The 20,664-nt window shown below is 63.6% G+C and carries 18 protein-coding genes; 12 read left to right on the top strand and 6 right to left on the bottom strand.

Translation table 11 applies throughout. From position 1 onward, the window contains the following. Positions 1–33: 33 nt before the first annotated feature. Positions 34–2,211, bottom strand: a complete 2,178-nt coding sequence (locus GYA94_RS19200) for a malate synthase G (RefSeq protein ID WP_009681522.1) — start codon at positions 2,209–2,211, stop codon at positions 34–36. Between the two features lie 449 nt (positions 2,212–2,660). On the opposite strand from GYA94_RS19200, the gene GYA94_RS19195 reads away from it, so the two are divergent. Then, positions 2,661–3,179 (top strand): glycine cleavage system transcriptional repressor, encoded by a 519-nt coding sequence (locus tag GYA94_RS19195; RefSeq protein ID WP_110679368.1) that lies wholly within the window; start codon positions 2,661–2,663, stop codon positions 3,177–3,179. Between the two features lie 294 nt (positions 3,180–3,473). Here the strand turns inward: GYA94_RS19195 and rarD are convergent, their stop codons facing one another. The 4 genes from rarD to GYA94_RS19175 all read right to left on the bottom strand — a co-directional run bounded on the left by rarD (position 3,474) and on the right by GYA94_RS19175 (position 7,032). Then, positions 3,474–4,361 (bottom strand): EamA family transporter RarD, encoded by an 888-nt coding sequence (gene rarD / locus GYA94_RS19190; protein ID WP_029886359.1) that lies wholly within the window; start codon positions 4,359–4,361, stop codon positions 3,474–3,476. Between the two features lie 64 nt (positions 4,362–4,425). Next, the gene (locus GYA94_RS19185; protein ID WP_009681525.1) at positions 4,426–5,400 is read right to left on the bottom strand and encodes a serine/threonine protein kinase; all 975 of its coding nucleotides are present in this window, start codon (positions 5,398–5,400) and stop codon (positions 4,426–4,428) included. A gap of 99 nt (positions 5,401–5,499) precedes the next feature. Next, complete coding sequence (locus GYA94_RS19180) at positions 5,500–6,246, bottom strand: TOBE domain-containing protein (RefSeq protein WP_110679369.1); 747 nt, start codon at positions 6,244–6,246, stop codon at positions 5,500–5,502. A gap of 54 nt (positions 6,247–6,300) precedes the next feature. Beyond that, entirely contained in the window at positions 6,301–7,032 is a 732-nt protein-coding gene (locus tag GYA94_RS19175) for a ComFC family protein (protein ID WP_110679370.1), read from the bottom strand. Positions 7,033–7,121: 89 nt separating this feature from the next. Between GYA94_RS19175 and bioB the strand changes: the two genes are divergently transcribed. From bioB to GYA94_RS19130, 9 genes are all read left to right on the top strand, one after another. Next, positions 7,122–8,180, top strand: coding sequence for a biotin synthase BioB (bioB, locus tag GYA94_RS19170; protein WP_009681528.1), 1,059 nt, complete (start codon positions 7,122–7,124; stop codon positions 8,178–8,180). Between the two features lies 1 nt (position 8,181). After that, positions 8,182–9,354, top strand: a complete 1,173-nt coding sequence (bioF, locus tag GYA94_RS19165; RefSeq protein WP_110679371.1) for an 8-amino-7-oxononanoate synthase — start codon at positions 8,182–8,184, stop codon at positions 9,352–9,354. Next, entirely contained in the window at positions 9,347–10,078 is a 732-nt protein-coding gene (locus GYA94_RS19160; protein ID WP_110679372.1) for an alpha/beta fold hydrolase, read from the top strand. The genes bioF and GYA94_RS19160 overlap by 8 nt, the downstream gene beginning before the upstream one ends. Beyond that, positions 10,071–10,889 (top strand): malonyl-ACP O-methyltransferase BioC, encoded by an 819-nt coding sequence (gene bioC / locus GYA94_RS19155; protein ID WP_110679373.1) that lies wholly within the window; start codon positions 10,071–10,073, stop codon positions 10,887–10,889. Before GYA94_RS19160 ends, bioC begins: the two co-directional genes overlap by 8 nt. A 10-nt stretch (positions 10,890–10,899) precedes the next feature. Beyond that, positions 10,900–11,580 carry a dethiobiotin synthase gene (gene bioD / locus GYA94_RS19150; protein WP_110679374.1) on the top strand — a complete coding sequence of 227 codons (681 nt, stop codon included), beginning with the start codon at positions 10,900–10,902 and terminating at the stop codon, positions 11,578–11,580. Between the two features lie 120 nt (positions 11,581–11,700). After that, positions 11,701–11,997: a hypothetical protein gene (locus GYA94_RS19145; protein ID WP_009681533.1), complete on the top strand. Its 297-nt coding sequence runs from the start codon at positions 11,701–11,703 to the stop codon at positions 11,995–11,997. A 289-nt stretch (positions 11,998–12,286) separates the two neighbouring features. Then, a complete protein-coding gene (locus GYA94_RS19140) occupies positions 12,287–14,092 on the top strand; it encodes a phenylacyl-CoA dehydrogenase (protein ID WP_029886352.1) in 1,806 nt (601 codons plus the stop codon). Between the two features lie 172 nt (positions 14,093–14,264). Next, positions 14,265–15,548: a GGDEF domain-containing protein gene (locus GYA94_RS19135; protein ID WP_110679375.1), complete on the top strand. Its 1,284-nt coding sequence runs from the start codon at positions 14,265–14,267 to the stop codon at positions 15,546–15,548. 124 nt (positions 15,549–15,672) lie between these two features. Further along, positions 15,673–17,451, top strand: coding sequence for an acyl-CoA dehydrogenase C-terminal domain-containing protein (locus GYA94_RS19130; RefSeq protein WP_110679376.1), 1,779 nt, complete (start codon positions 15,673–15,675; stop codon positions 17,449–17,451). A 280-nt stretch (positions 17,452–17,731) separates the two neighbouring features. Here GYA94_RS19130 and GYA94_RS19125 read toward each other — a convergent pair whose 3' ends face one another. Continuing rightward, positions 17,732–18,655 (bottom strand): LysR family transcriptional regulator, encoded by a 924-nt coding sequence (locus GYA94_RS19125; RefSeq protein WP_029886350.1) that lies wholly within the window; start codon positions 18,653–18,655, stop codon positions 17,732–17,734. Between the two features lie 211 nt (positions 18,656–18,866). Here GYA94_RS19125 and GYA94_RS19120 point away from each other — a divergent pair, with 211 nt between their 5' ends. Both GYA94_RS19120 and GYA94_RS19115 read left to right on the top strand, forming a co-directional pair. Next, a complete protein-coding gene (locus GYA94_RS19120) occupies positions 18,867–20,147 on the top strand; it encodes an aspartate aminotransferase family protein (RefSeq protein ID WP_161892885.1) in 1,281 nt (426 codons plus the stop codon). A gap of 160 nt (positions 20,148–20,307) precedes the next feature. Continuing rightward, positions 20,308–20,466 (top strand): YqaE/Pmp3 family membrane protein, encoded by a 159-nt coding sequence (locus GYA94_RS19115; RefSeq protein ID WP_009681539.1) that lies wholly within the window; start codon positions 20,308–20,310, stop codon positions 20,464–20,466. Positions 20,467–20,664 lie beyond the last annotated feature (198 nt).

The raw sequence follows: 20,664 nt of genomic DNA, 5'->3' as shown, positions 1-20,664 counted from the left end.
GGCCGCAAAGCGGCCCCCGTACGCAGGTGTAACTTACAACCCGTTACGCGCCTTGTACTCGCGGCGACGGCGGTGCAGCACTGGCTCGGTATAGCCATTGGGCTGCTTGCCACCTTCGACCACCAGCTCCACTGCCGCCTGGAACGCAATGTTGTCGTCGAAGTTCGGCGCCATCGGGCGGTACAGAGGGTCAGCGGCGTTCTGCTGGTCGACCACCACCGCCATACGCTTGAGGCTTTCCAGCACCTGCGCCTGGCTGACCACGCCGTGGCGCAGCCAGTTGGCCAGCAGTTGCGCGGAGATGCGCAGGGTGGCGCGGTCTTCCATCAGGCCGACGTTGTTGATGTCTGGCACCTTCGAGCAACCGACACCCTGGTCGATCCAGCGCACGACATAGCCGAGGATGCCCTGGGCATTGTTGTCCAGCTCGTTGCGGATCTCTTCGGCTGACCAGTTGGTGTCGGCGGCCAGCGGGATGGCCAGGATATCGTCCACCGACGCCGGGGTGCGTGAGGCCAGTTCACGCTGGCGTGCCTGTACGTCCACCTTGTGGTAGTGCAGGGCATGCAGGGTGGCGGCAGTGGGCGATGGCACCCAGGCGGTGTTGGCACCGGCCAGCGGGTGGGCGATCTTCTGCTCGAGCATGGCGGCCATCAGGTCGGGCATGGCCCACATGCCTTTGCCGATCTGCGCACGGCCTTGCAGGCCGGTCGCCAGGCCGACATCGACGTTGTTGTTTTCGTAGGCACCGATCCACTTCTCGTTCTTCATGGCACCTTTGCGCACCACGGCGCCGGCCTCCATCGAGGTGTGAATTTCATCGCCCGTGCGGTCGAGGAAGCCGGTGTTGATGAACGCGACGCGCTCGGCAGCGGCCTTGATGCAGGACTTGAGGTTGACCGTGGTCCGGCGCTCCTCGTCCATGATGCCGACCTTCACGGTGTTGCGCGGCATGCCCAGCAGGTCTTCGACCTGGCTGAAAATCTCGGCGGCAAACGCCACTTCCTCAGGGCCATGCATCTTCGGCTTGACGATGTACACGCTGCCACTGCGGGTATTCTTGCGGCTGGTGTTGCCATTGAGGTTGTGCAGGGCGATCAGGTTGGTGAACAGGCCATCCTGGATGCCTTCCGGAATTTCGTTGCCCTGGGCGTCGAGAATTGCCGGGTTGGTCATCAAGTGGCCAACGTTACGCACGAACAGCAGCGAACGGCCGTGCAGGGTCACGCTGCCACCGTTGGGCGCAGCGTACTCGCGGTCGGGGTTCATGGTGCGGGTGAAGGTCTTGCCACCTTTGCTCACGCTTTCGGCCAGGTCGCCCTTCATCAGGCCCAGCCAGTTGCGGTAGACGATGACCTTGTCGTCGGCATCGACGGCGGCGACCGAGTCTTCGCAGTCCATGATGGTGGTCAGTGCCGACTCCATCAGGATGTCTTTGACGCCAGCGGCGTCGGTGCTGCCGACCGGGGTGCTGGCATCGACCTGGATTTCGAAATGCAGGCCGTTGTGTTTCAGCAGCACGGCAGTCGGTGCCGCGGCATCACCCTGGAAGCCGATCAGTTGGGCGTCGTCACGCAGGCCGGTGTTGGTGCCGCCCTTCAGGGTGACCACCAGCTTGCCGGCTTCGATGCGGTAGGCGGTGGAGTCGACGTGCGACCCAGCCGCCAGCGGCGCGGCTTCGTCAAGGAAGGCGCGGGCGAAGGCAATCACCTTGTCGCCACGCACTTTGTTGTAACCCTGGCCTTTTTCGGCGCCGCCTTCATCGCTGATGGCATCGGTGCCATACAGCGCGTCGTACAGCGAACCCCAACGGGCGTTGGCGGCGTTGAGGGCAAAACGGGCGTTCATCACCGGCACGACCAGCTGCGGGCCGGCCATATGGGCGATTTCTTCGTCCACGTTCTGGGTGGTGGCCTGGAAATCGTCGGCTTGTGGCAGCAGGTAGCCGATTTCCTGAAGGAATGCTTTGTAGGCTGCGGCGTCATGGGCCTGGCCTTTGCGTGCCTGGTGGTAGGCGTCGATCTTGGCTTGCAGCTCGTCGCGCTTGGCGAGCAGGGCTTTGTTCTTTGGAGCGAGGTCATTGATGATCTTCTCTGCACCCGCCCAGAACTGCTCGGCGACGATGCCGGTCCCGGGGATGGCTTCGTTGTTCACGAAGTCGTACAGGACCTTGGCGACCTGAAGGCCACCGACTTGAACGTATCCAGTCATTGCTTGCCTCACTCTGCTCAGCTATTTCGCTCTTCTGTATTAAGCCTGTAGCGCTTCTCTAAACACGTACCAGTACTTGCCCCCGGGGAAGACCCCGAGCGCGGCTGGGTGCAGCCCGCCAGACTGGCTGGCAGACAGTGTGCGTATTTTCACAGGCGCCTTGGCAGACATCCAAACGACGTTTTGTAGTCCGCGCCACGGGATACTACATGATGCAGTAGACGGGGCAAAATCAGACTAAAAGCGCCGTTGTGCGACCCATTGGTCGCGTATGGTCACGCTGGGAGCAGGTATGTTCGCAAAAAAAGGGTGGATTGTTCCAGATAAATCTTGAAACAGTACACGATTGGCTGTGCGGATTGCCCTGCGGCAGGTTGCCGCGCCTTGCCTATACTGAGCCGACCCCCCGATTTTCTGCGCTTGGCGCGGTTCGACACGAGGAACGGCTTGTGGATCATCTTGTACTGACTGTTATCGCCCCTGACAAGGCCGGCCAGGTGGAACGTGTTGCGCAGTGCATCGCCGACCACAGCGGCAACTGGCTGGAAAGCCGCATGTCGCGCATGGCCGGGCAGTTTGCCGGGATCCTGCGGGTGGCGGTGCCGGCTGAACATCACGATGGGCTGGTGGCGGCGTTGCAGGGGCTGGCCCAGTACGACATTCGCGTGCTGGTTGCAGAAAGCGGGGTGGAACCCTCGTGTACCTGGAAGCCGATTGCCATGGAACTGGTCGGCAATGACCGGCCGGGGATCGTGCGGGACATCACTCGTTTGCTGGCGGAGTTGCAGGTGAACGTGGAACGGTTCACGACAGAAGTGCGGCCGGCACCGATGAGCAGCGAGTCGTTGTTCCATGCCGATGCCTTGTTGGCCTTGCCCCTGGCCTTGCCGCTGGACGAGTTGCAGCAGCGGCTGGAGAGTCTGGCGGATGACTTGATGGTGGAATTGCAGTTGCGGGCGGAGGATTGAGTGGATTGGCCGGGGGCCGCTTTGCGGCCCATCGCGACGCAAGGCCGCTCCCACAGGGGATTTGGTAAAGACATCCCTTGCGGTTATCCCAGTATCACGGGGAAGGCCCTGTGGATAACCTGGGGGTTCACCTCTCCAGCCCAGGCAATGCGCCCGCTGCAGAGGTTTGCTCAAAAAACACCCAAAATTCAGCAGCTTGTGCACAAAGCACGGGGACGAGGGTGTGGATAACCTTTGGAGATGTCTCTGCAGGCCAGGTACTCCATGGCCTGCAGAGTTTTGATCGTTTTTTGATCAGGCGCGCTTGCGCAAACTTAGCCAGGCATCCACGCTGTAAATGGCCAGGCCAGCCCAGATGAACATGAAGGCTACCAGGGTGCTGGAGGACAAATGCTCATCGAACAGCAGCACCGCCTGCAGCAGTACCAGGGTTGGCGCCAGGTATTGCAGGAAGCCGAGGGTGGTGTAGGGCAGGTGCCGTGCTGCGGCGTTGAAGCACACCAGCGGTACCAGGGTCACCGGCCCCGCCGCCATCAGCCAGAGTGCTTCGCTGCTGGTGTAGAATGCGCCTTGTGCACTCATGGCCGTTGGGTGCAGCAGCAACCAGCCCAGGGCCAGCGGTACCAGCATCCAGGTTTCCACGACCAACCCCGGCAGCGCTGCGACCGGGGCCTGTTTGCGGATCAGCCCGTAGAAGCCAAAGCTCAGCGCCAGCGCCAGCGACACCCAGGGCAGGCTGCCCACCTGCCACACCTGCTGGGCCACGCCAACTGCAGCCATGCCCACTGCCAGCCATTGCAGGCGGCGCAGCCGCTCGCCCAGCAGCAGCATGCCCAGCAGCACGTTGATCAGCGGGTTGATGTAGTAACCCAGGCTGGCCTCGAGCATGCGCCCGTTGTTGACCGACCACACATAGGTCAGCCAGTTGAAGGCGATCAGCGCCCCGCTCAGGGCCAGGACCCCCAGCCGGCGCGGGTTGTCGCGCAGCTCGCGCCACCAGCCGGGGTGTTTCCACAGCAGTAGCAGCAGCGAGCCGAACAGTGCCGACCAAAGCACCCGGTGGACGATGATCTCCACCGCCGGGACGCTCTGGATTGCCTTGAAGTAAATCGGGAACAGGCCCCAGATGATGTAGGCGCTCAGGCCCAGGAGATACCCGCGACGCGGGTTTGCGGCGTGCATGCAGAATCCTTGCTTAGGTAGCTAAATAAAGCGACCCCTATTGTAGACAGAGGCGTGCACCCTTTTAGAACAATTTCAGTGGCGCTTCATCCAGCGCCGCCATTTGTTCGCGCAGGGCGAGGATCTGATCGCCCCAATAGCGCGGCTGGCCGAACCAGGGGAAGCTGGGCGGGAATGCCGGGTCATCCCAGCGCCGCGCCAGCCACGCGCTGTAATGCAACTGGCGCAGCGCCCGCAGCGGTTCGATCAGGGCCAGCTCGCGCGGGTCGAAGTCGTGGAACTCGTTGTAGCCGTCGATCAGTTCGGCCAACTGCCCCAGGCGCTCCTGGCGGTCGCCGGCCAGCATCATCCACAGGTCTTGTACGGCGGGGCCCATGCGGCAGTCGTCGAGGTCGACCACGTGGTACACGTCTTCGCGGTGCATCAGGTTGCCGGGGTGCAGGTCGCCATGCAGGCGGATGAGCTGGTGCGGGGTGCGGGCGTAGATGTCTTCGACCCGCTTGAGCAGGTCGCGGGCCACTGACGCGTACGCCGGCAGCAGCTCGCGGGGTACAAAACCCCCATCGAGCACAGTGTTCAGCGAGGCATGGCCGAAACTGTCCACAGTCAGCGCTTCACGGTGAGCGAACGGTTTGCAGGCGCCGACGGCATGCAGGCGGCCAAGCAGTTGCCCCAGGCGGTAGAGCTGGTCGAGGTTGCCAGGCTCCGGGGCATGGCCGCCACGGCGCGGGAACAACGTGAAGCGAAAGCCCTGGTGCTCGAACAAGGTGCGGCCGGCGTGCTGCATGGGCGCTACGACCGGCACTTCGCAATCGGCCAGTTCAGCGGTAAAGCTGTGTTCTTCGAGGATGGCCGCATCGCTCCAGCGGCCAGGCCGGTAGAACTTGGCGATCAGCGGCTGCGCCCCCTCGATGCCCACCTGGTAGACGCGGTTCTCGTAGCTGTTCAGTGCCAGCACCCGGGCATCGCTGAGAAAGCCGAGGCTTTCCACGGCGTCCAGGACCAGGTCAGGGGTGAGGGTATCGAACGGATGGGACATGGGAGCTCCGGGGGTATACGGCATGGGCTCCATGGTACAGGGTTATCCCTGTAGCGTACCCGTAGGGTTTACCCGCGAACCGCCTGTGCCACGGCCGGCCTAGGCAGGCACCCCGAGCAACACATAGGCAGGATGGAACTGAACCCGTACCTGCTGGCCGGCCAACCAACCCGCCTCTGCCATGGCACACAGCGTTTGCCCGTTGCCCAGCGCCAACCGGACTTCATTGGGCCCGTCGGCCTCCACCAGCACGTCTTCGATCGTGGCCCGCAGGCAATTGCTCCCCGCTTCAGGCTTGTCCCCCTCGGCCAGCAACTGCACCCAGCCTGCCTTGAGCAGCGCCACCACCCTGCTGCCCAAGGTCAGCTCCAACCGCGCGGTGCTGTCGTGGGTGATCAGCGCGTCGATCTCCAGCCCGCCACCCAGCGCCAGGCTGACCCGGTCATAGCGGCCCTCATGGCGCAGGCCGCTGACCTGGCCCTGCAGCTGGTTGCGCGCGCTGGTGCGTAGCATCAGGCGCCCAAGCAAGTCGAGGTCGCTGGACTCTTCCGCGGCCTCGAGAATTTGCGCCTGCAGGGCCTGCAGCCTTTGGTACAGGCGCAATACGCGCTGACCCTCCACCGACAGCCGGGCGCCCCCACCCCCACGCCCGCCAGTGCTGCGCTCGACCAACGGCTGACTGGCCAGGTTGTTGAGCTCATCGATGGCGTCCCAGGCTGCCTTGTAGCTGATGCCCGCCGCCTTGGCCGCACGGGTGATCGAGCCTTGCTCGGCAATGTGCTGCAGCAGTGCGATGCGCTGCGGGCGCCGGGTTATGTGCTGGGTGAGTAGAGTGGGCAAGGGCATGGGCATCCGGTCGCTGTAGGGGCCTGGGGCGAATAGTGTGGCCTAGCGGCAGGGTTATACATACCCCGGCTTCGGCGTACGCGCCAGGCAATACACATCCACCCGCTGTGCCCCGGCTTTGCGCAACACCTGGGCAATGGACTGGGCGGTAGCGCCAGTGGTCAACACGTCATCGACGATGGCGACGTGCTTGCCAGGCAGGTCACCGGCGACCGCAAAGGCCTGGCGCAGATTGCGCCGCCTGCCTTTGGCACTCAACCGCTGCTGCGCGGGGGTTTCCCGAGTGCGCAGCAGTACCCGCTCATCGCACGGTATGCCCACGTGCGCCGCCAGCCAGCGGGCCAGCAGCCCGGCCTGGTTGAACCCACGCTCGCGCAGTCGACGCCTGGCCATGGGCACAGGCAACAGCAGTTCAGGGCGTGGCAACCCCTCGGCATAGCGGTAGCGTAGCCCTTGCCCAAGCAACTCGGCCATCAAACGCCCCAACGGCCACTGCCGGTTGTGCTTGAAGCGGCTGATCAACGTGTCGACCGGAAAGCCGAAATGCCACAGGGCAAAGACCTTTTCGAACACCGGCAAGCGGCGGCTGCACTGGGCGCAGGCGAGGCCGGCCATGGGCAGTGGCAGGGCGCAGTAGCGGCAATGGTCGCCCAGCCAGGGCAGCTCTTGCTCACAACCGACGCACAGCGGGTAGTGTTGCCCGGCAGGCGCGTCGCACAATAAACAAATCTGGTTAATAAGTGAGCACTTGTAAACCAGTCGTTTCCAGTTGAGTTGACAGTTCATAGGCCATCCGTGACTATGCGAGTTATCCGTGATGCGCTGGCGGGCTTTCCTGTCCCCGCGCCAGCTTAAGCCTAAACAAGGAAACGCCGATGAGCGCCAGCACAACTGCAACAACACGTCACGACTGGTCCCTGGCCGAGGTCAAGGCCCTGTTCCAGCAGCCTTTCAATGACTTGCTGTTCCAGGCGCAGACGGTGCACCGCGCGCATTTCGACCCCAACCGCGTGCAGGTTTCGACGTTGCTGTCGATCAAGACCGGAGCCTGCCCGGAAGATTGCAAATATTGTCCACAGTCCGGCCACTACAACACTGGGCTGGAAAAACAGAAGTTGATGGAAGTGCAGAAGGTGCTGGAAGAAGCAGCACGCGCCAAAGCCATTGGCTCGACCCGCTTCTGCATGGGCGCGGCGTGGAAGCACCCGTCGGCCAAAGACATGCCTTATGTACTGGAGATGGTCAAAGGGGTGAAGGCCTTGGGCCTGGAAACCTGCATGACCCTGGGCAAGCTCGACCAGGAGCAGACCCAGGCCCTGGCCCAAGCCGGCCTCGACTACTACAACCACAACCTCGACACCTCGCCGGAGTTCTACGGCAGCATCATCACTACGCGCACCTACAGCGAGCGCCTGCAGACCCTGGCCTACGTGCGCGATGCGGGCATGAAGATCTGCTCGGGCGGCATCCTGGGCATGGGCGAGTCGCTGGACGACCGCGCCGGGCTGCTGATCCAGCTGGCCAACCTGCCCGAACACCCCGAGTCGGTGCCGATCAACATGCTGGTCAAGGTGGCCGGTACGCCGCTGGCCGAGGAGGAAGATGTCGACCCGTTCGACTTCATTCGCATGCTGGCCGTAGCCCGCCTGTTGATGCCCAAGTCGCATGTGCGCCTGTCTGCCGGCCGTGAGCAGATGAACGAACAGATGCAGGCCCTGGCCTTCATGGCCGGTGCCAACTCGATTTTCTACGGTGAAAAACTGCTGACTACTGCCAACCCGCAGGCTGACAAGGACATGCAGCTGTTCGCGCGCCTGGGCATCAAGCCTGAAGCACGCGAGGAGCACGCCGACGAAGTGCACCAGGCCGCCATCGAGCAGGCGCTGGTCGAGCAGCGCAGCAGCGAGATGTTCTACAACGCCGCGACCGCCTGAGATGGCTTTCGACCTGGCGGCGCGCCTGGCCGAACGGCGCGCTGCGGACCTGTACCGGCAACGGCCACTGCTGGAAAGCCCGCAAGGCCCGGAGGTGGTGGTCGACGGCCAGCGCTTGCTGGCCTTCTGCAGCAACGATTACCTGGGCCTGGCCAACCACCCCGAGGTGGTTGGCGCCTGGCAGGCCGGTGCCGAGCGCTGGGGTGTCGGTGGCGGTGCGTCGCACCTGGTGATCGGCCATAGCACCCCACACCACCAGGTCGAAGAGGCGCTGGCCGAGCTGACGGGGCGGCCCCGTGCGCTGCTGTTTTCCACCGGCTACATGGCCAACCTGGGCGCCATCACCGCCCTGGTGGGGCAGGGCGACACGGTGCTGCAGGACCGCCTGAACCATGCCTCGCTGCTCGATGGCGGGCTGCTCAGCGGTGCGCGGTTCAACCGCTACCTGCACAACGACCCGGCCAGCCTGGCCAGCCGCCTGGACAAGGCCGTTGGCAATACCCTGGTGGTCACTGACGGTGTGTTCAGCATGGACGGCGACCTGGCCGACCTGCCGGCCCTGGCCGAGGTCGCCCGGGCCCGGGGTGCCTGGCTGATGGTGGACGATGCCCATGGCCTGGGCACCCTTGGCGCTCGGGGCGGTGGTATCGTCGAGCACTTCGGCCTGGGCGTGGACGATGTACCGGTGCTGATCGGTACGCTGGGCAAGGCCTGCGGTACTTCCGGTGCCTTTGTTGCCGGGAGCGAGGAACTGATCGAGGCGCTGGTGCAATTCGCCCGCCCCTACATCTACACCACCAGCCAGCCACCGGCACTGGCCTGCGCCACGCTGAAGAGCCTGGAGCTGCTACGCCGCGAGAGCTGGCGCCGCGAGCATCTGGCCGCGTTGATTCGCCAGTTCCGTGAAGGCGCGCAGCAGATCGGCCTGGAACTGATGGACAGCCCCACACCGATCCAGCCGATCGTGATTGGCGACAGCGCGCAGGCCTTGCGCCTGTCGCGCATGTTGCGCGAACGCGGCTTGCTGGTCACCGCCATCCGCCCACCGACCGTACCGGCGGGCAGTGCCCGTCTGCGCGTAACATTGAGCGCCGCCCACAGCCAGGCGCAGGTGCAGCTATTGTTGAATGCATTGGCCGAGTGTTATCCACAATTGGAGAACGCCGATGCGTAATCGTCTTGTACTGCTGCCCGGCTGGGGCCTGGGCACTGCCGCACTGGAACCGCTGGCCGCCAGCCTGCGCGCCCAGGACCCCCGTCTGCAGGTAGAGCTGATGCCCCTGCCGGAATTGCCCCACAGCGATGTTGAGGGCTGGCTTGAGCACCTCGACCGTAAATTGCCGGGCGATGTCTGGCTAGGTGGCTGGTCGTTGGGCGGCATGCTCGCCAGCGCCCTGGCACACAAGCGTGGCGACCACTGCTGCGGCTTGCTCACCTTGGCCAGCAACCCCAGTTTCGTTGCCCGTGGCGACTGGCCGCATGGCATGGCCGAAGACACCTTCGGCACCTTCCTCGACGGCTGCCGCAGCCATACCGGAGTCACCCTGAAGCGCTTTCGCAGCTTGTGCAGTGATGGCGCCCAGCAGCCGCGTACCCTGCTGCGCCAGCTGGGTGTCGGCGTACCAGACACCGACCCTCTGTACCTCGCCACCGGCCTTGAAGTGCTGGCCAAGCTGGATACCCGCGACGCCCTGCAGGCCTACGGCGGCCCGCAACTGCACCTGTTCGCCGGCAGCGATGCGCTGGTGCCTGGCGAGGCAGCCAAGGCCTTGAGCGAGCTGCTGCCCGATGTGGAGGTGGGCCTGGTAGAAGACAGTTCCCACGCCTTCTTGCTGGAGTACCCGCAAGAGCTGGCGGCGGGCATCAAGAGTTTCCTGCATGAGAGTGGCGATGACTGACCTTTCCTGTCCGACCCTGCCCGGCGCGCTGCCCGACAAGCGCCAGGTAGCGGCTTCGTTCTCCCGCGCTGCAGCCAGCTACGACAGCGTAGCCGCGTTGCAGCGCGCCGTGGGCTTGAGCCTGTTGGGGCAAGTGCCGGCAGGCTGGCAGCCATTGCGCTGGCTGGACCTGGGCAGCGGTACCGGCCATTTCAGCCGTATCCTGGCCGAGCGGTTCGCCCAGTCCAGCGGTGTGGCGGTGGATATCGCCGAAGGCATGCTGCGCCATGCCCGCAATGAACAACGCGGGGCGCACTACCACGTGGCCGGCGACGCCGAGCGTTTGCCATTGCGCGATGCCAGCGTCGACCTGGTGTTCACCAGCCTGGCCGTGCAATGGTGCGACCAGTTCGCCAGTGTGCTGGCCGAGGCGCTGCGGGTACTGCGCCCGGGCGGCGTGCTGGCCTTCAGCAGCTTGTGCGTAGGTACCCTCGACGAACTGCGTGCCAGCTGGCAGGCGGTGGACGGCCTGGTGCATGTAAACCGCTTCCGCCGTTTCGAGGACTACCAGCGCCTGTGTGCCGCCAGCGGTTTTGAGCAGCTTGAGCTGCATCGCTGTGCGCATGTGCTGCATTACCCGGACGTACGCAGCCTGACCCACGAACTGAAAGCGTTGGGGGCGCACAATCTCAATCCTGGGCGACCGTCCGGGTTGACTGGCCGGGCACGCATGCAGGGCCTGCTGCAGGCGTACGAGGCATTTCGCCAGCCTGCCGGGCTGCCAGCCACCTATCAGGTGGTCTATGGTGTGTTGCGCAAGCTACAGGCGTAAGGGGAGCGAGATGAGCAAGGCCTATTTCATCGCCGGTACCGATACCGATGTCGGCAAGACCACTGTCGCGGCCGGGTTGCTGCATGCGGTGCGGTTGCAAGGCTTGAGCACCCTGGGCGCCAAGCCGGTGGCCTCGGGGTGCACGATGACCCCCAAGGGTTTACGCAACAGCGACGCCCAGGCGCTGATTGATGAAAGCACCATCAAGTTGCCGTATGAGCAGGTCAACCCGTATGCGTTCGAGCCTGCGATCGCGCCGCATGTGGCAGCACGCGAGGCGGGGGTGACATTGGACGTGCCAGCGCTGCTGGCGGCTATGCGCAATGTGCTGCAACAAAATGCCGATTTCACCTTGGTCGAGGGGGCTGGGGGCTGGCGTGTGCCGCTGTCGGGGCTGGAGAACCTTTCAGATCTGGCGGTGGCCCTGCAGTTGCCGGTGATTCTGGTGGTGGGGGTGCGGCTGGGGTGTATCAGCCATGCCTTGCTCAGCGCCGAGGCGATCGAGCGCGACGGGCTGCAGTTGGCAGGCTGGGTGGCGAACATCATCGAGCCGCGCACTTCACGGCTGGAAGAGAACCTGGCCAGCCTGGCCGAGCGCTTGCCAGCGCCGTGCCTGGGGCGGGTGCCCAAGCTCAAGCAGGCCAGTGCAAACAAGGTGGCTGAGCATTTGCAGCTGGATTTGCTGGATTAGGTGCTGGAATACTCAGGGCCTATCAACTGGCACCGGGCCATTAGCGATTTAAACGGGCCTTTTTACCGACGGCCTGTTTTAATGAGCTGTGTTCCTATCCAGCGTCAATGGAGTCCTGACATGGAAATCACCGGTAGCTCCGCCTATTACGCGGGCCTGAGCGCTATACAAGCCGGCCAGAACCGCGTCGATCAGGCCGCCAGCCAGATCGCCAACACCACCGCCGAACGTACTGCCACCAGCCAGTCCAGCGACTTCCAGGCCGAACGCCTGCGTGCGGTCGACCGCAGCCAGCAGATGGACCTGGCCACCAGCCTGGTGCAACAGGCGGTCGGCAAGACTGAAGTCGAGCTTGGCGCAAAGGTCGTCAAGGCATCCGACGAAATGCTCGGCCGGATCATCGATACCTACGCCTGACAGAGCGCCGATTTCGAATAACACATAGCCCCTGTGGGAGCGGGCGTGCCCGCGAAAGCGTCAGCTCAGGCAACCCCATTGTCTGGCCGAGCTCTTTCGCGGGCATGCCCGCTCCCACAGGGTATTGTTTTTATTGAGCTTGGCATAAACGCCATTTTTCGTGGCGTAAATGGCACTATCGTCCCTCCTTGACAGAAGCCGGAGCTAAACGTAAGTTTCAAACAACTGTTTGACAGACGCCGCGGCGCACGCGGGTCACCCCACAGAACTCACCTAGAGGTTCATCGCAATGCCTGACTACAAAGCCCCCTTGCGTGATATCCGCTTCGTTCGCGACGAGCTGCTCGGCTACGAGGCGCACTATCAGAGCCTGCCGGGTTGCCAGGACGCAACGCCCGACATGGTCGACGCGATTCTTGAAGAAGGTGCGAAGTTCTGTGAGCAGGTGCTGGCGCCGCTGAACCGTGTGGGTGACCAGGAAGGCTGCACCTGGAGCGAGTCGGGCGTGAAAACCCCTACCGGCTTCAAGGCGGCTTACGAACAATTCGTCGAAGGCGGCTGGCCCAGCCTGGCACATGATGTGGAACACGGCGGCCAGGGCCTGCCAGAGTCGCTGGGCCTGGCCCTGAGCGAGATGGTCGGTGGTGCGAACTGGTCGTGGGGCATGTACCCGGGCTTGTCCCACGGCGCCATGAACACCATTTCTGCGCACGGCACCGCCGAGCAGCAGCACACCTACCTGACCAAGCTGGTGTCGGGCGAATGGACCGGCACCATGTGCCTGACCGAGCCACACTGCGGTACCGACCTGGGCATGCTGCGTACCAAGGCCGAACCGCAGGCTGACGGCAGCTACAAGGTGTCGGGCACCAAGATCTTCATTTCCGCGGGTGAGCACGACATGGCCGAGAACATCGTGCATATCGTTCTCGCGCGCCTGCCGGATGCACCGGCCGGTACCAAGGGCATTTCGCTGTTCATCGTGCCGAAGTTCCTGCCCAATGCCGAGGGCGGTGTGGGTGAGCGCAATGGCGTGAGCTGCGGCTCGATCGAACACAAGATGGGCATCCACGGCAACGCCACCTGCGTGATGAACTTCGATGGCGCCACCGGCTACCTGATCGGCCCGGCCAACAAAGGCCTGAACTGCATGTTCACCTTCATGAACACCGCGCGCCTGGGTACCGCGCTGCAGGGCCTGGCCCACGCCGAAGTCGCGTTCCAGGGTGGCCTGAAGTACGCCCGCGAGCGTTTGCAGATGCGCTCCCTGACCGGCCCCAAGGCACCGGACAAGGCCGCCGACCCGATCATCGTCCACCCGGACGTGCGCCGCATGCTGCTGACCATGAAAGCGTTCGCCGAGGGCAACCGCGCGATGGTCTACTTCACCGCCAAGCAGGTGGACATCGTCAAGTACAGCCAGGATGAAGAAGAGCGCAAGAAGGCCGATGCCCTGCTGGCCTTCCTCACCCCGATCGCCAAGGCGTTCATGACCGAAGTCGGTTTCGAAGCGGCCAACCACGGCGTGCAGATCTATGGCGGCCACGGCTTCATCGCCGAGTGGGGCATGGAGCAGAACGTGCGTGATAGCCGTATCTCGATGCTGTACGAGGGCACCACGGGCATCCAGGCCCTCGACCTGCTCGGCCGCAAAGTGCTGATGACCCAGGGCGAAGCGCTGAAGGGCTTCACCAAGATCGTGCACAAGTTCTGCCAGGCGCAGGAAGGTGTCGAGGCGGTCAAGGAGTTCGTCGAGCCGCTGGCAGCCATCAACAAGGAATGGGGCGAGCTGACCATGAAAGTGGGCATGGCTGCCATGAAAGACCGCGAAGAAGTGGGTGCGGCCTCGGTCGATTACGTGATGTATTCCGGCTACGCCTGCCTGGCCTACTTCTGGGCCGACATCGCCCGCCTGGCCGCTGAAAAGCTGGCCGCCGGCACTAGCGAAGCGGCGTTCTACACCGCCAAGCTGCAGACCGCGCGCTTCTACTTCCAGCGCATCCTGCCGCGTACCCGCACGCATGTAGCGGCCATGCTGTCGGGTGCCAACAACCTGATGGACATGGACGAAGAGAGCTTCGGCCTGGCGTACTGATTCAGCCGCTGTTGCCAGAACCCGCCTGCCCTCACCGGCAGGCGGTTTTTTTTTGTTCAGGCCCAGGCCACTCGACAACACCCTGGCCGATTTGAAATTCAACTGTTCGGGTACGCTGCCGATGAAATAAGGGCACAATGCCACTATTGATCTGCCGGGTCGGAGATTACCCTTGTTTCGTTTTAACGCTGTACGTGCCAGCCACTTCCTGCCCTCGCTGCTGCTGCTGTTGGCAGGGCTCGCCGCAGCTTATGTGAGAGACCTCAGTGTGTTTTTCACATCGCTGTTCAATGTTCTGCCGACCTTGGTGCTGCTGCTGGGTGGCGCTTACTGCGCGGTGTATCGTCGGCAACGTGAGCTGTTTCTGATGCTTACGGTATATATCGCCTACTTTCTGCTCGACACCCAGACCGACTTCTACCGCGACCACGGCCGTGTGCGCGAGGATGCAGCGGTGGTCTTCCACCTGGTATGCCTGCTGTTGCCGGCATTGTTCGGCCTGTATGGTGCCTGGCAGGAGCGCACCCACCTGCTGCAGGACCTGGTGGCCCGTGGCGCGGTGCTGTTTGCCGTGGGCAGTGTGGCAGTGGCCCTGGAGCAAAGCTACCCCGAGGCGCTGCTGACCTGGTTGGCGGAGATTCGCTGGCCGACCTTGCATGGCCAGTGGATGAGCCTGATCCAGTTGGCCTACCCGCTGTTCGCGGGGGTGTTCATCCTGCTGGTGGTGCAGTACCTGCGCGCGCCGAGGCCGTTGCACGCGGCCCAGATCATCGGCCTGCTGGGCATTTTCTGGATGCTGCCGCAAACGTTCATCCTGCCGTTCACGCTGAACATCATGTGCAGCCAGGTGATGTTGATGATCGCCGCAGCGGTTGCGCACGAGGCCTACCAGATGGCCTTCCGCGACGAGCTGACCGGTTTGCCCGGCCGGCGTGCGTTGAACGAGCGCATGCAGCGGCTGGGTCGCAACTATGTCATCGCCATGACCGACGTTGACCACTTCAAGAAATTCAACGACACCCACGGTCACGATGTCGGCGATCAGGTGCTGCGCCTGGTGGCCAGCCGTTTGGCCAAGGTCACCGGCGGTGGGCGTGCCTACCGCTATGGGGGGGAGGAGTTCGCCTTGGTGTTCGCCGGCAAGACCGCCGAGGAATGCGTGCCCCATGTGGAAGCGGTGCGCGAAGTGATCGCCAATTATGTGATGCACCTGCGCGACAAGCACAGCCGCCCGCAAGACGATAGCACCGGGCGCCAACGCCGCGCCGGCAGCAGCGGCGGCACGGTTTCGGTCACCATCAGCATTGGCGTTGCCGAGCGCCAGGCCGATCACCGCAACCCCGAAGCGGTGCTCAAGTCGGCCGACCAGGCGCTCTACAACGCCAAAGGCGCAGGGCGCAACTGTGTGGTGGTGCATGGCCAGCAATCGCGGCGTGGGGCTATACGTACTGCGTGACCAAAATAGACTATATGGTCGATTGATGACCCTATGTCTCGTAAATGTTGTTCGGTTACACTGGCATCAACCCCAGTGTCGCGGTACCCCGAGACCGCCCAGCCCCCACTTGCGAGAGGTTGTCATGGCTGACTATAAAGCGCCCGTGCGCGACATGCGCTTCGTACTGAATGAAGTGTTCAACGTGGCTGAGCAGTGGGCCCAGTTGCCCGGGCTGGCCGAACTCGTCGATGCCGATACGGCCATGGCCGTACTGGAGGAGGCTGGCAAGGTGACCGCCAAGAGCATCGCACCGCTCAGCCGCGCGGCCGATGAAGAGGGCTGCCACTGGGACAACGGCGCGGTGCGCACGCCGGCCGGTTTCATCGAGGCCTACAACACCTACGCCGAAGGTGGCTGGGTAGGCGTGGGTGGCGACCCGCTGTTTGGCGGCATGGGCATGCCCAAGGCCATTTCGGCGCAGGTCGAGGAAATGGTCAATGCCTCGAGCCTGGCCTTTGGCCTGTACCCGATGCTGACCGCCGGCGCCTGCCTGTCGATCAACGCCCACGCCAGCGAGGCGCTGAAGGAAAAGTACCTGCCCAACATGTACGCCGGTGTATGGGCTGGCTCCATGTGCCTGACCGAACCGCATGCGGGTACCGACCTCGGCATCATCCGCACCAAGGCCGAGCCACAGGCGGACGGCAGCTACAAGGTCAGCGGCACCAAGATCTTCATCACCGGCGGCGAGCACGACCTGACCGAGAACATCATCCACCTGGTGCTGGCCAAGTTGCCGGATGCGCCAGCGGGGCCGAAGGGCATCTCGCTGTTCCTGGTGCCCAAGTTCATGGTGAACGAGGATGGCAGCCTCGGCGCGCGCAACCCGGCCACCTGTGGCTCCATCGAGCACAAGATGGGCATTCAGGCGTCGGCTACCTGCGTCATGAACTTCGACGAGGCTGTGGGCTATATCGTCGGTGAGCCGAACAAAGGCCTGGCAGCCATGTTCACCATGATGAACTACGAGCGCCTGGGGGTGGGTATACAGGGGCTGGCGACGGCCGAGCGTTCCTACCAGAATGCCGTGGAGTACGCGCGCGACCGTTTGCAAAGCCGTGCCCCCACCGGCCCGCAAGCCAAGGACAAAGCCGCCGACCCGATCATCGTCCACCCGGATGTGCGGCGCATGCTGTTGACCATGAAGGCACTCATCGAGGGTGGCCGCGCGTTTTCCACCTATGTGGCCATGCAACTGGACAGTGCCAAGTACAGCGAAGACCCTGGCGTGCGCAAACGCAGCGAAGAACTGGTGGCATTGCTTACGCCGGTGGCCAAGGCCTTCCTGACCGACCTGGGCCTGGAGTGCGCGGTGCACGGCCAACAAGTCTTCGGCGGGCATGGCTACATCCGTGAATGGGGCCAGGAGCAACTGGTGCGTGATGTGCGCATCACCCAGATCTACGAGGGCACCAACGGCATTCAGGCCCTCGACCTGATGGGCCGCAAGGTGGTGGCCAGCGGCGGCGCCTACTACACGCTGTTCTCCGACGAAATTCGCCAGTTCATGGCCAGTGCGGGTAGCGAGCTGGATGAGTTCACCCGCCCACTGGGTGCTGCGCTCGGCCAGCTGGATGGGCTGACTGAATGGGTACTGCAGCAGGCCAAGGGCAACCCGAATGAAATTGGCGCAGCATCGGTCGAGTACCTGCATGCCTTTGGTTATGTCGCCTATGGCTACATGTGGGCATTGATGGCGCGGGCGGCGAAGGCGGGTGAGGGCGACGAGGCGTTCTATTCGGGCAAGCTGGGCACGGCGCGGTTCTACTTCGCGCGCTTGCTGCCACGGGTGGATTCGCTGGTGGCCTCGGTGAAGGCGGGCAGTGAGTCGCTTTACCTGCTGGATGCCGAGCAGTTCTAGCTGATTCAGGGGCCGCCCAGCGGCCCCTGTGCTTCGCGTATCTGCGAATGCCTCACTTATGTAAGCCTTTTCCTACACAACGTGGTGACTTTTCACCACTGTTCTCAGATTGGATCCACGGCTAATCTTTACCACATGGACGTTGCGCAGGAAGCGCAAAGGACAGATCAAGGATGGCGACGAAGGACCACCTGCCAGGATGGCGGGGCGATACGGATGTCACAGGGAAACAGTCTGGAAAACCCCGCTTCGGCGGGGTTTTCTTTGCGCGCGTGTTTTATCAGGCCAGCACATCCAGCGGTGATGCGCCCAGCTGTCGCGCGTCCGTCTCTTCTTCCAGCAGCGTACGCAGCAGTTCGACCGATGCCTGCTGGCGCTGGGCATCGCGGAACACCAGCCCCACCTTCAACGGTACACGCGGCTCGCTCAGCGGCTTCCACAACAGCCCTGGGTCGTCCTCGGCGGCGTCTTTGGCCCGGCCTGGCAGAATGGTTGCCAGCGCGGTGTGCGCCAGGCTGTCGAGAATACCCGCCATGTTGTTCATCTCGGCCTGCACCTGCGGCCGCCGGCCCTGGCTGGCTAACTGGGCCTGCCAGATCTGGCGGATCTGAAACTCCTCGCCCAGCATCAGCATGGGCAACTCGGCCGCCTGGCGGATGGACACCTTCTTGAAATCCTTCAGTGGGTGGGTGGCGGGTATCACCAATTGCAGCTCGTCCTCGTACAGCAACAGGCCATGCAGGCCGGGCTGGCGTGGCGGCAGGTAGCTGATGCCGATGTCCAGGTTACCGCTGAGCAGGCGCCGCTCGATCTCCAGCCCCGATAACTCGTAGATCTGCACCACCAGGTGGGGTTGGGCCTTGCGCAGCCGTTCGAGCAATTGCGGCACCAGGCTGGGGCGTACCGTTTGCAGCACACCGATGGCCAAGGTGCGCAAAGACTGGCCCTTGAAGTTGCGCATGGCCTCGTGGGCGCGCTGCAGGCCATCGAGCAGCGGCAGGGCATGGTTGTACAGGGTATGGGCCGCCAGGGTCGGCAGCAGGCGCTTGTTGCTGCGCTCGAACAGGCTCAGGTCCAGGCTGTGTTCCAGTTGGCGGATCTGTTGTGAAAGCGCTGGCTGTGACAGCGACAGGCGCTCGGCGGCGCGGCCGACGTGGCCCTCTTCGTACACCGCGACGAAATAACGCAGTTGGCGAAAATCCATAAGTGATGCTTATCAAAAATGCTGGAAAATCGAAATGGCCGTGACCCCTCGTGGCGCCTAGTCTATCGCCGTATTCCAAAGGGTTACAGCGCTGAATAAGTCGATTGTTACCGTGGATGAGAAACACTTTTGATAGGCAAGACAAAATAATGAGCGGCGGCGCCAAGACCGCCCTGTGCTCGCCCCTTACCGTGCATTGGCTGGAGCCCCGATGAACCTGTTCAACCTGCGCCGCTCGGCCCCGACCGCCGCGGCCGAGCCCAAGCCTGTGCCGGTGCGTGTGCCACCTGCTGCCGAGTTGTCGCGTGACTGCCTGATGCCCGGGACCGAACGGCCTGCGCAGGTGTTCGTGCGCGGGCAGGGCTCCTGGTTGTGGGACGATGCCGGGCATGCCTACCTGGACTTCACCCAGGGCGGCGCAGTGAACAGCCTGGGCCATAGCCCCAGCGTGCTGGTCAAGGCGTTGGGCAGCCAGGCCCAGGCGCTGATCAACCCAGGCGCGGGGTTTCATAGCCGTGGCCTGCTGGCGCTGGCCAACCGCCTGTGCCAGAGCACCGGCAGCGACCAGGCCTACCTGCTCAACAGCGGTGCCGAAGCCTGTGAAGGGGCGATCAAGCTGGCGCGCAAGTGGGGCCAACTGCACCGCAATGGCGCCTATCACATCATCACCGCCAGCCAGGCCTGCCATGGCCGCAGCCTGGGCGCGCTGTCGGCGTCCGACCCATTGCCCTGCAACCGCTGTGAACCGGGCCTGCCCGGGTTCAGCAAGGTGCCGTTCAATGACCTGGCGGCACTGCACGCCGAAGTGGATTCGCGCACTGTGGCCATCATGCTGGAGCCGGTGCAGGGCGAGGCCGGGGTAATTCCGGCGAGCCGCGAGTACCTCAAGGGCGTGGAAACCCTCTGTCGTGAGCTGGGCATCCTGCTGATCCTCGATGAGGTACAGACCGGCATCGGGCGCTGTGGCGCATTGTTGGCCGAGGAGACCTATGGCGTGCGTGCCGACATCATCACCCTGGGTAAAGGCCTGGGCGGTGGTGTGCCACTGGCCGCGTTGCTGGCCCGCGGTACGGCGTGCTGCGCCGAACCGGGCGAGCTGGAGGGCAGCCACCATGGCAATGCGCTGATGTGCGCTGCGGGCCTGGCTGTGCTGGATACCGTACTGGAGCCCGGCTTCTTCGGCCAGGTGCAGGACCACGGCCGCCACCTGCGCGACGGCCTGAGCCGCCTGGCGGGGCGTTATGGCCAGGGCGAAGTACGCGGGCAAGGGCTGCTGTGGGCGCTGCAGCTGAAGGAAAACCAGGCGCGCGAACTGGTGGCTGCCGCCCTGCACGAAGGCTTGCTGCTCAACGCCCCACAAGCGGATGTGGTGCGTTTCTCTCCGGCGCTGACCTTGAGCAAGGGCAATATCGACGAAATGCTGCTGCGCCTGGCCCGCGCCTTTGCCCGCCTGCATGCGCAGCAGCATGCGCGCCGCGAAGTGTCGGCCTAAGTGTCGGGGTAAGTGGCACGTTAATCAATTCTACGAACCGTCTGGCGTTCCTGCGCATCGCCCCTGGCCTGTTCCATTCGGCCCGGGGCGTTTTTTTTGCCTGTGGAACCTCCAGGACCAGCGGCTAGTCTGTGTTGTAACCCTTTCAGGAGAGACTCGCATGGACTTTATCCGCATTATCATCGCCATAATCTTGCCGCCGCTCGGGGTGTTTCTGCAGGTTGGGTTTGGCGGGGCGTTCTGGCTGAACATTCTGCTGACCCTGCTGGGGTACATTCCAGGGATCGTGCATGCGGTGTACATCATCGCCAAGCGTTAGCCTGCCCAGGCTTCATCGCCGGTAAGCCGGGTTCCCACAGGTTGGTGCAGCATTCAACGCCTTCGCTGTACCTGTGGGAGATTCTATGGTTCCTGGCAAGGGTAGCCGGAGCATCTTCAGCGCCTGTGAGATCGAGCGCCGCCCGCGCGGCGCATCGCGAGCTGCGCTCGCTCCTACGTTTGTTTCGGGCCAATCATT

The organism is Pseudomonas juntendi, assembly GCF_009932375.1.
In the GTDB taxonomy this organism is placed as follows: Bacteria; Pseudomonadota; Gammaproteobacteria; order Pseudomonadales; family Pseudomonadaceae; genus Aquipseudomonas; species Aquipseudomonas juntendi.
Note: the sequence above shows the minus strand (reverse complement) of the source record. Positions and strands in the feature narration are given on the sequence as shown.

What these genes read in the sequence shown, in the direction of transcription:
- GYA94_RS19200 (WP_009681522.1), bottom strand. Translation starts at nt 2,211, where the DNA reads ATGACTGGATACGTTCAAGTCGGTGGCCTTCAGGTCGCCAAGGTCCTG.
- rarD (WP_029886359.1), bottom strand. Translation starts at nt 4,361, where the DNA reads ATGCACGCCGCAAACCCGCGTCGCGGGTATCTCCTGGGCCTGAGCGCC.
- GYA94_RS19185 (WP_009681525.1), bottom strand. Translation starts at nt 5,400, where the DNA reads ATGTCCCATCCGTTCGATACCCTCACCCCTGACCTGGTCCTGGACGCC.
- GYA94_RS19180 (WP_110679369.1), bottom strand. Translation starts at nt 6,246, where the DNA reads ATGCCCTTGCCCACTCTACTCACCCAGCACATAACCCGGCGCCCGCAG.
- GYA94_RS19175 (WP_110679370.1), bottom strand. Translation starts at nt 7,032, where the DNA reads ATGAACTGTCAACTCAACTGGAAACGACTGGTTTACAAGTGCTCACTT.
- bioB (WP_009681528.1), top strand. Translation starts at nt 7,122, where the DNA reads ATGAGCGCCAGCACAACTGCAACAACACGTCACGACTGGTCCCTGGCC.
- bioF (WP_110679371.1), top strand. Translation starts at nt 8,182, where the DNA reads ATGGCTTTCGACCTGGCGGCGCGCCTGGCCGAACGGCGCGCTGCGGAC.
- GYA94_RS19160 (WP_110679372.1), top strand. Translation starts at nt 9,347, where the DNA reads ATGCGTAATCGTCTTGTACTGCTGCCCGGCTGGGGCCTGGGCACTGCC.
- bioC (WP_110679373.1), top strand. Translation starts at nt 10,071, where the DNA reads ATGACTGACCTTTCCTGTCCGACCCTGCCCGGCGCGCTGCCCGACAAG.
- bioD (WP_110679374.1), top strand. Translation starts at nt 10,900, where the DNA reads ATGAGCAAGGCCTATTTCATCGCCGGTACCGATACCGATGTCGGCAAG.
- GYA94_RS19145 (WP_009681533.1), top strand. Translation starts at nt 11,701, where the DNA reads ATGGAAATCACCGGTAGCTCCGCCTATTACGCGGGCCTGAGCGCTATA.
- GYA94_RS19140 (WP_029886352.1), top strand. Translation starts at nt 12,287, where the DNA reads ATGCCTGACTACAAAGCCCCCTTGCGTGATATCCGCTTCGTTCGCGAC.
- GYA94_RS19130 (WP_110679376.1), top strand. Translation starts at nt 15,673, where the DNA reads ATGGCTGACTATAAAGCGCCCGTGCGCGACATGCGCTTCGTACTGAAT.
- GYA94_RS19125 (WP_029886350.1), bottom strand. Translation starts at nt 18,655, where the DNA reads ATGGATTTTCGCCAACTGCGTTATTTCGTCGCGGTGTACGAAGAGGGC.
- GYA94_RS19120 (WP_161892885.1), top strand. Translation starts at nt 18,867, where the DNA reads ATGAACCTGTTCAACCTGCGCCGCTCGGCCCCGACCGCCGCGGCCGAG.
- GYA94_RS19115 (WP_009681539.1), top strand. Translation starts at nt 20,308, where the DNA reads ATGGACTTTATCCGCATTATCATCGCCATAATCTTGCCGCCGCTCGGG.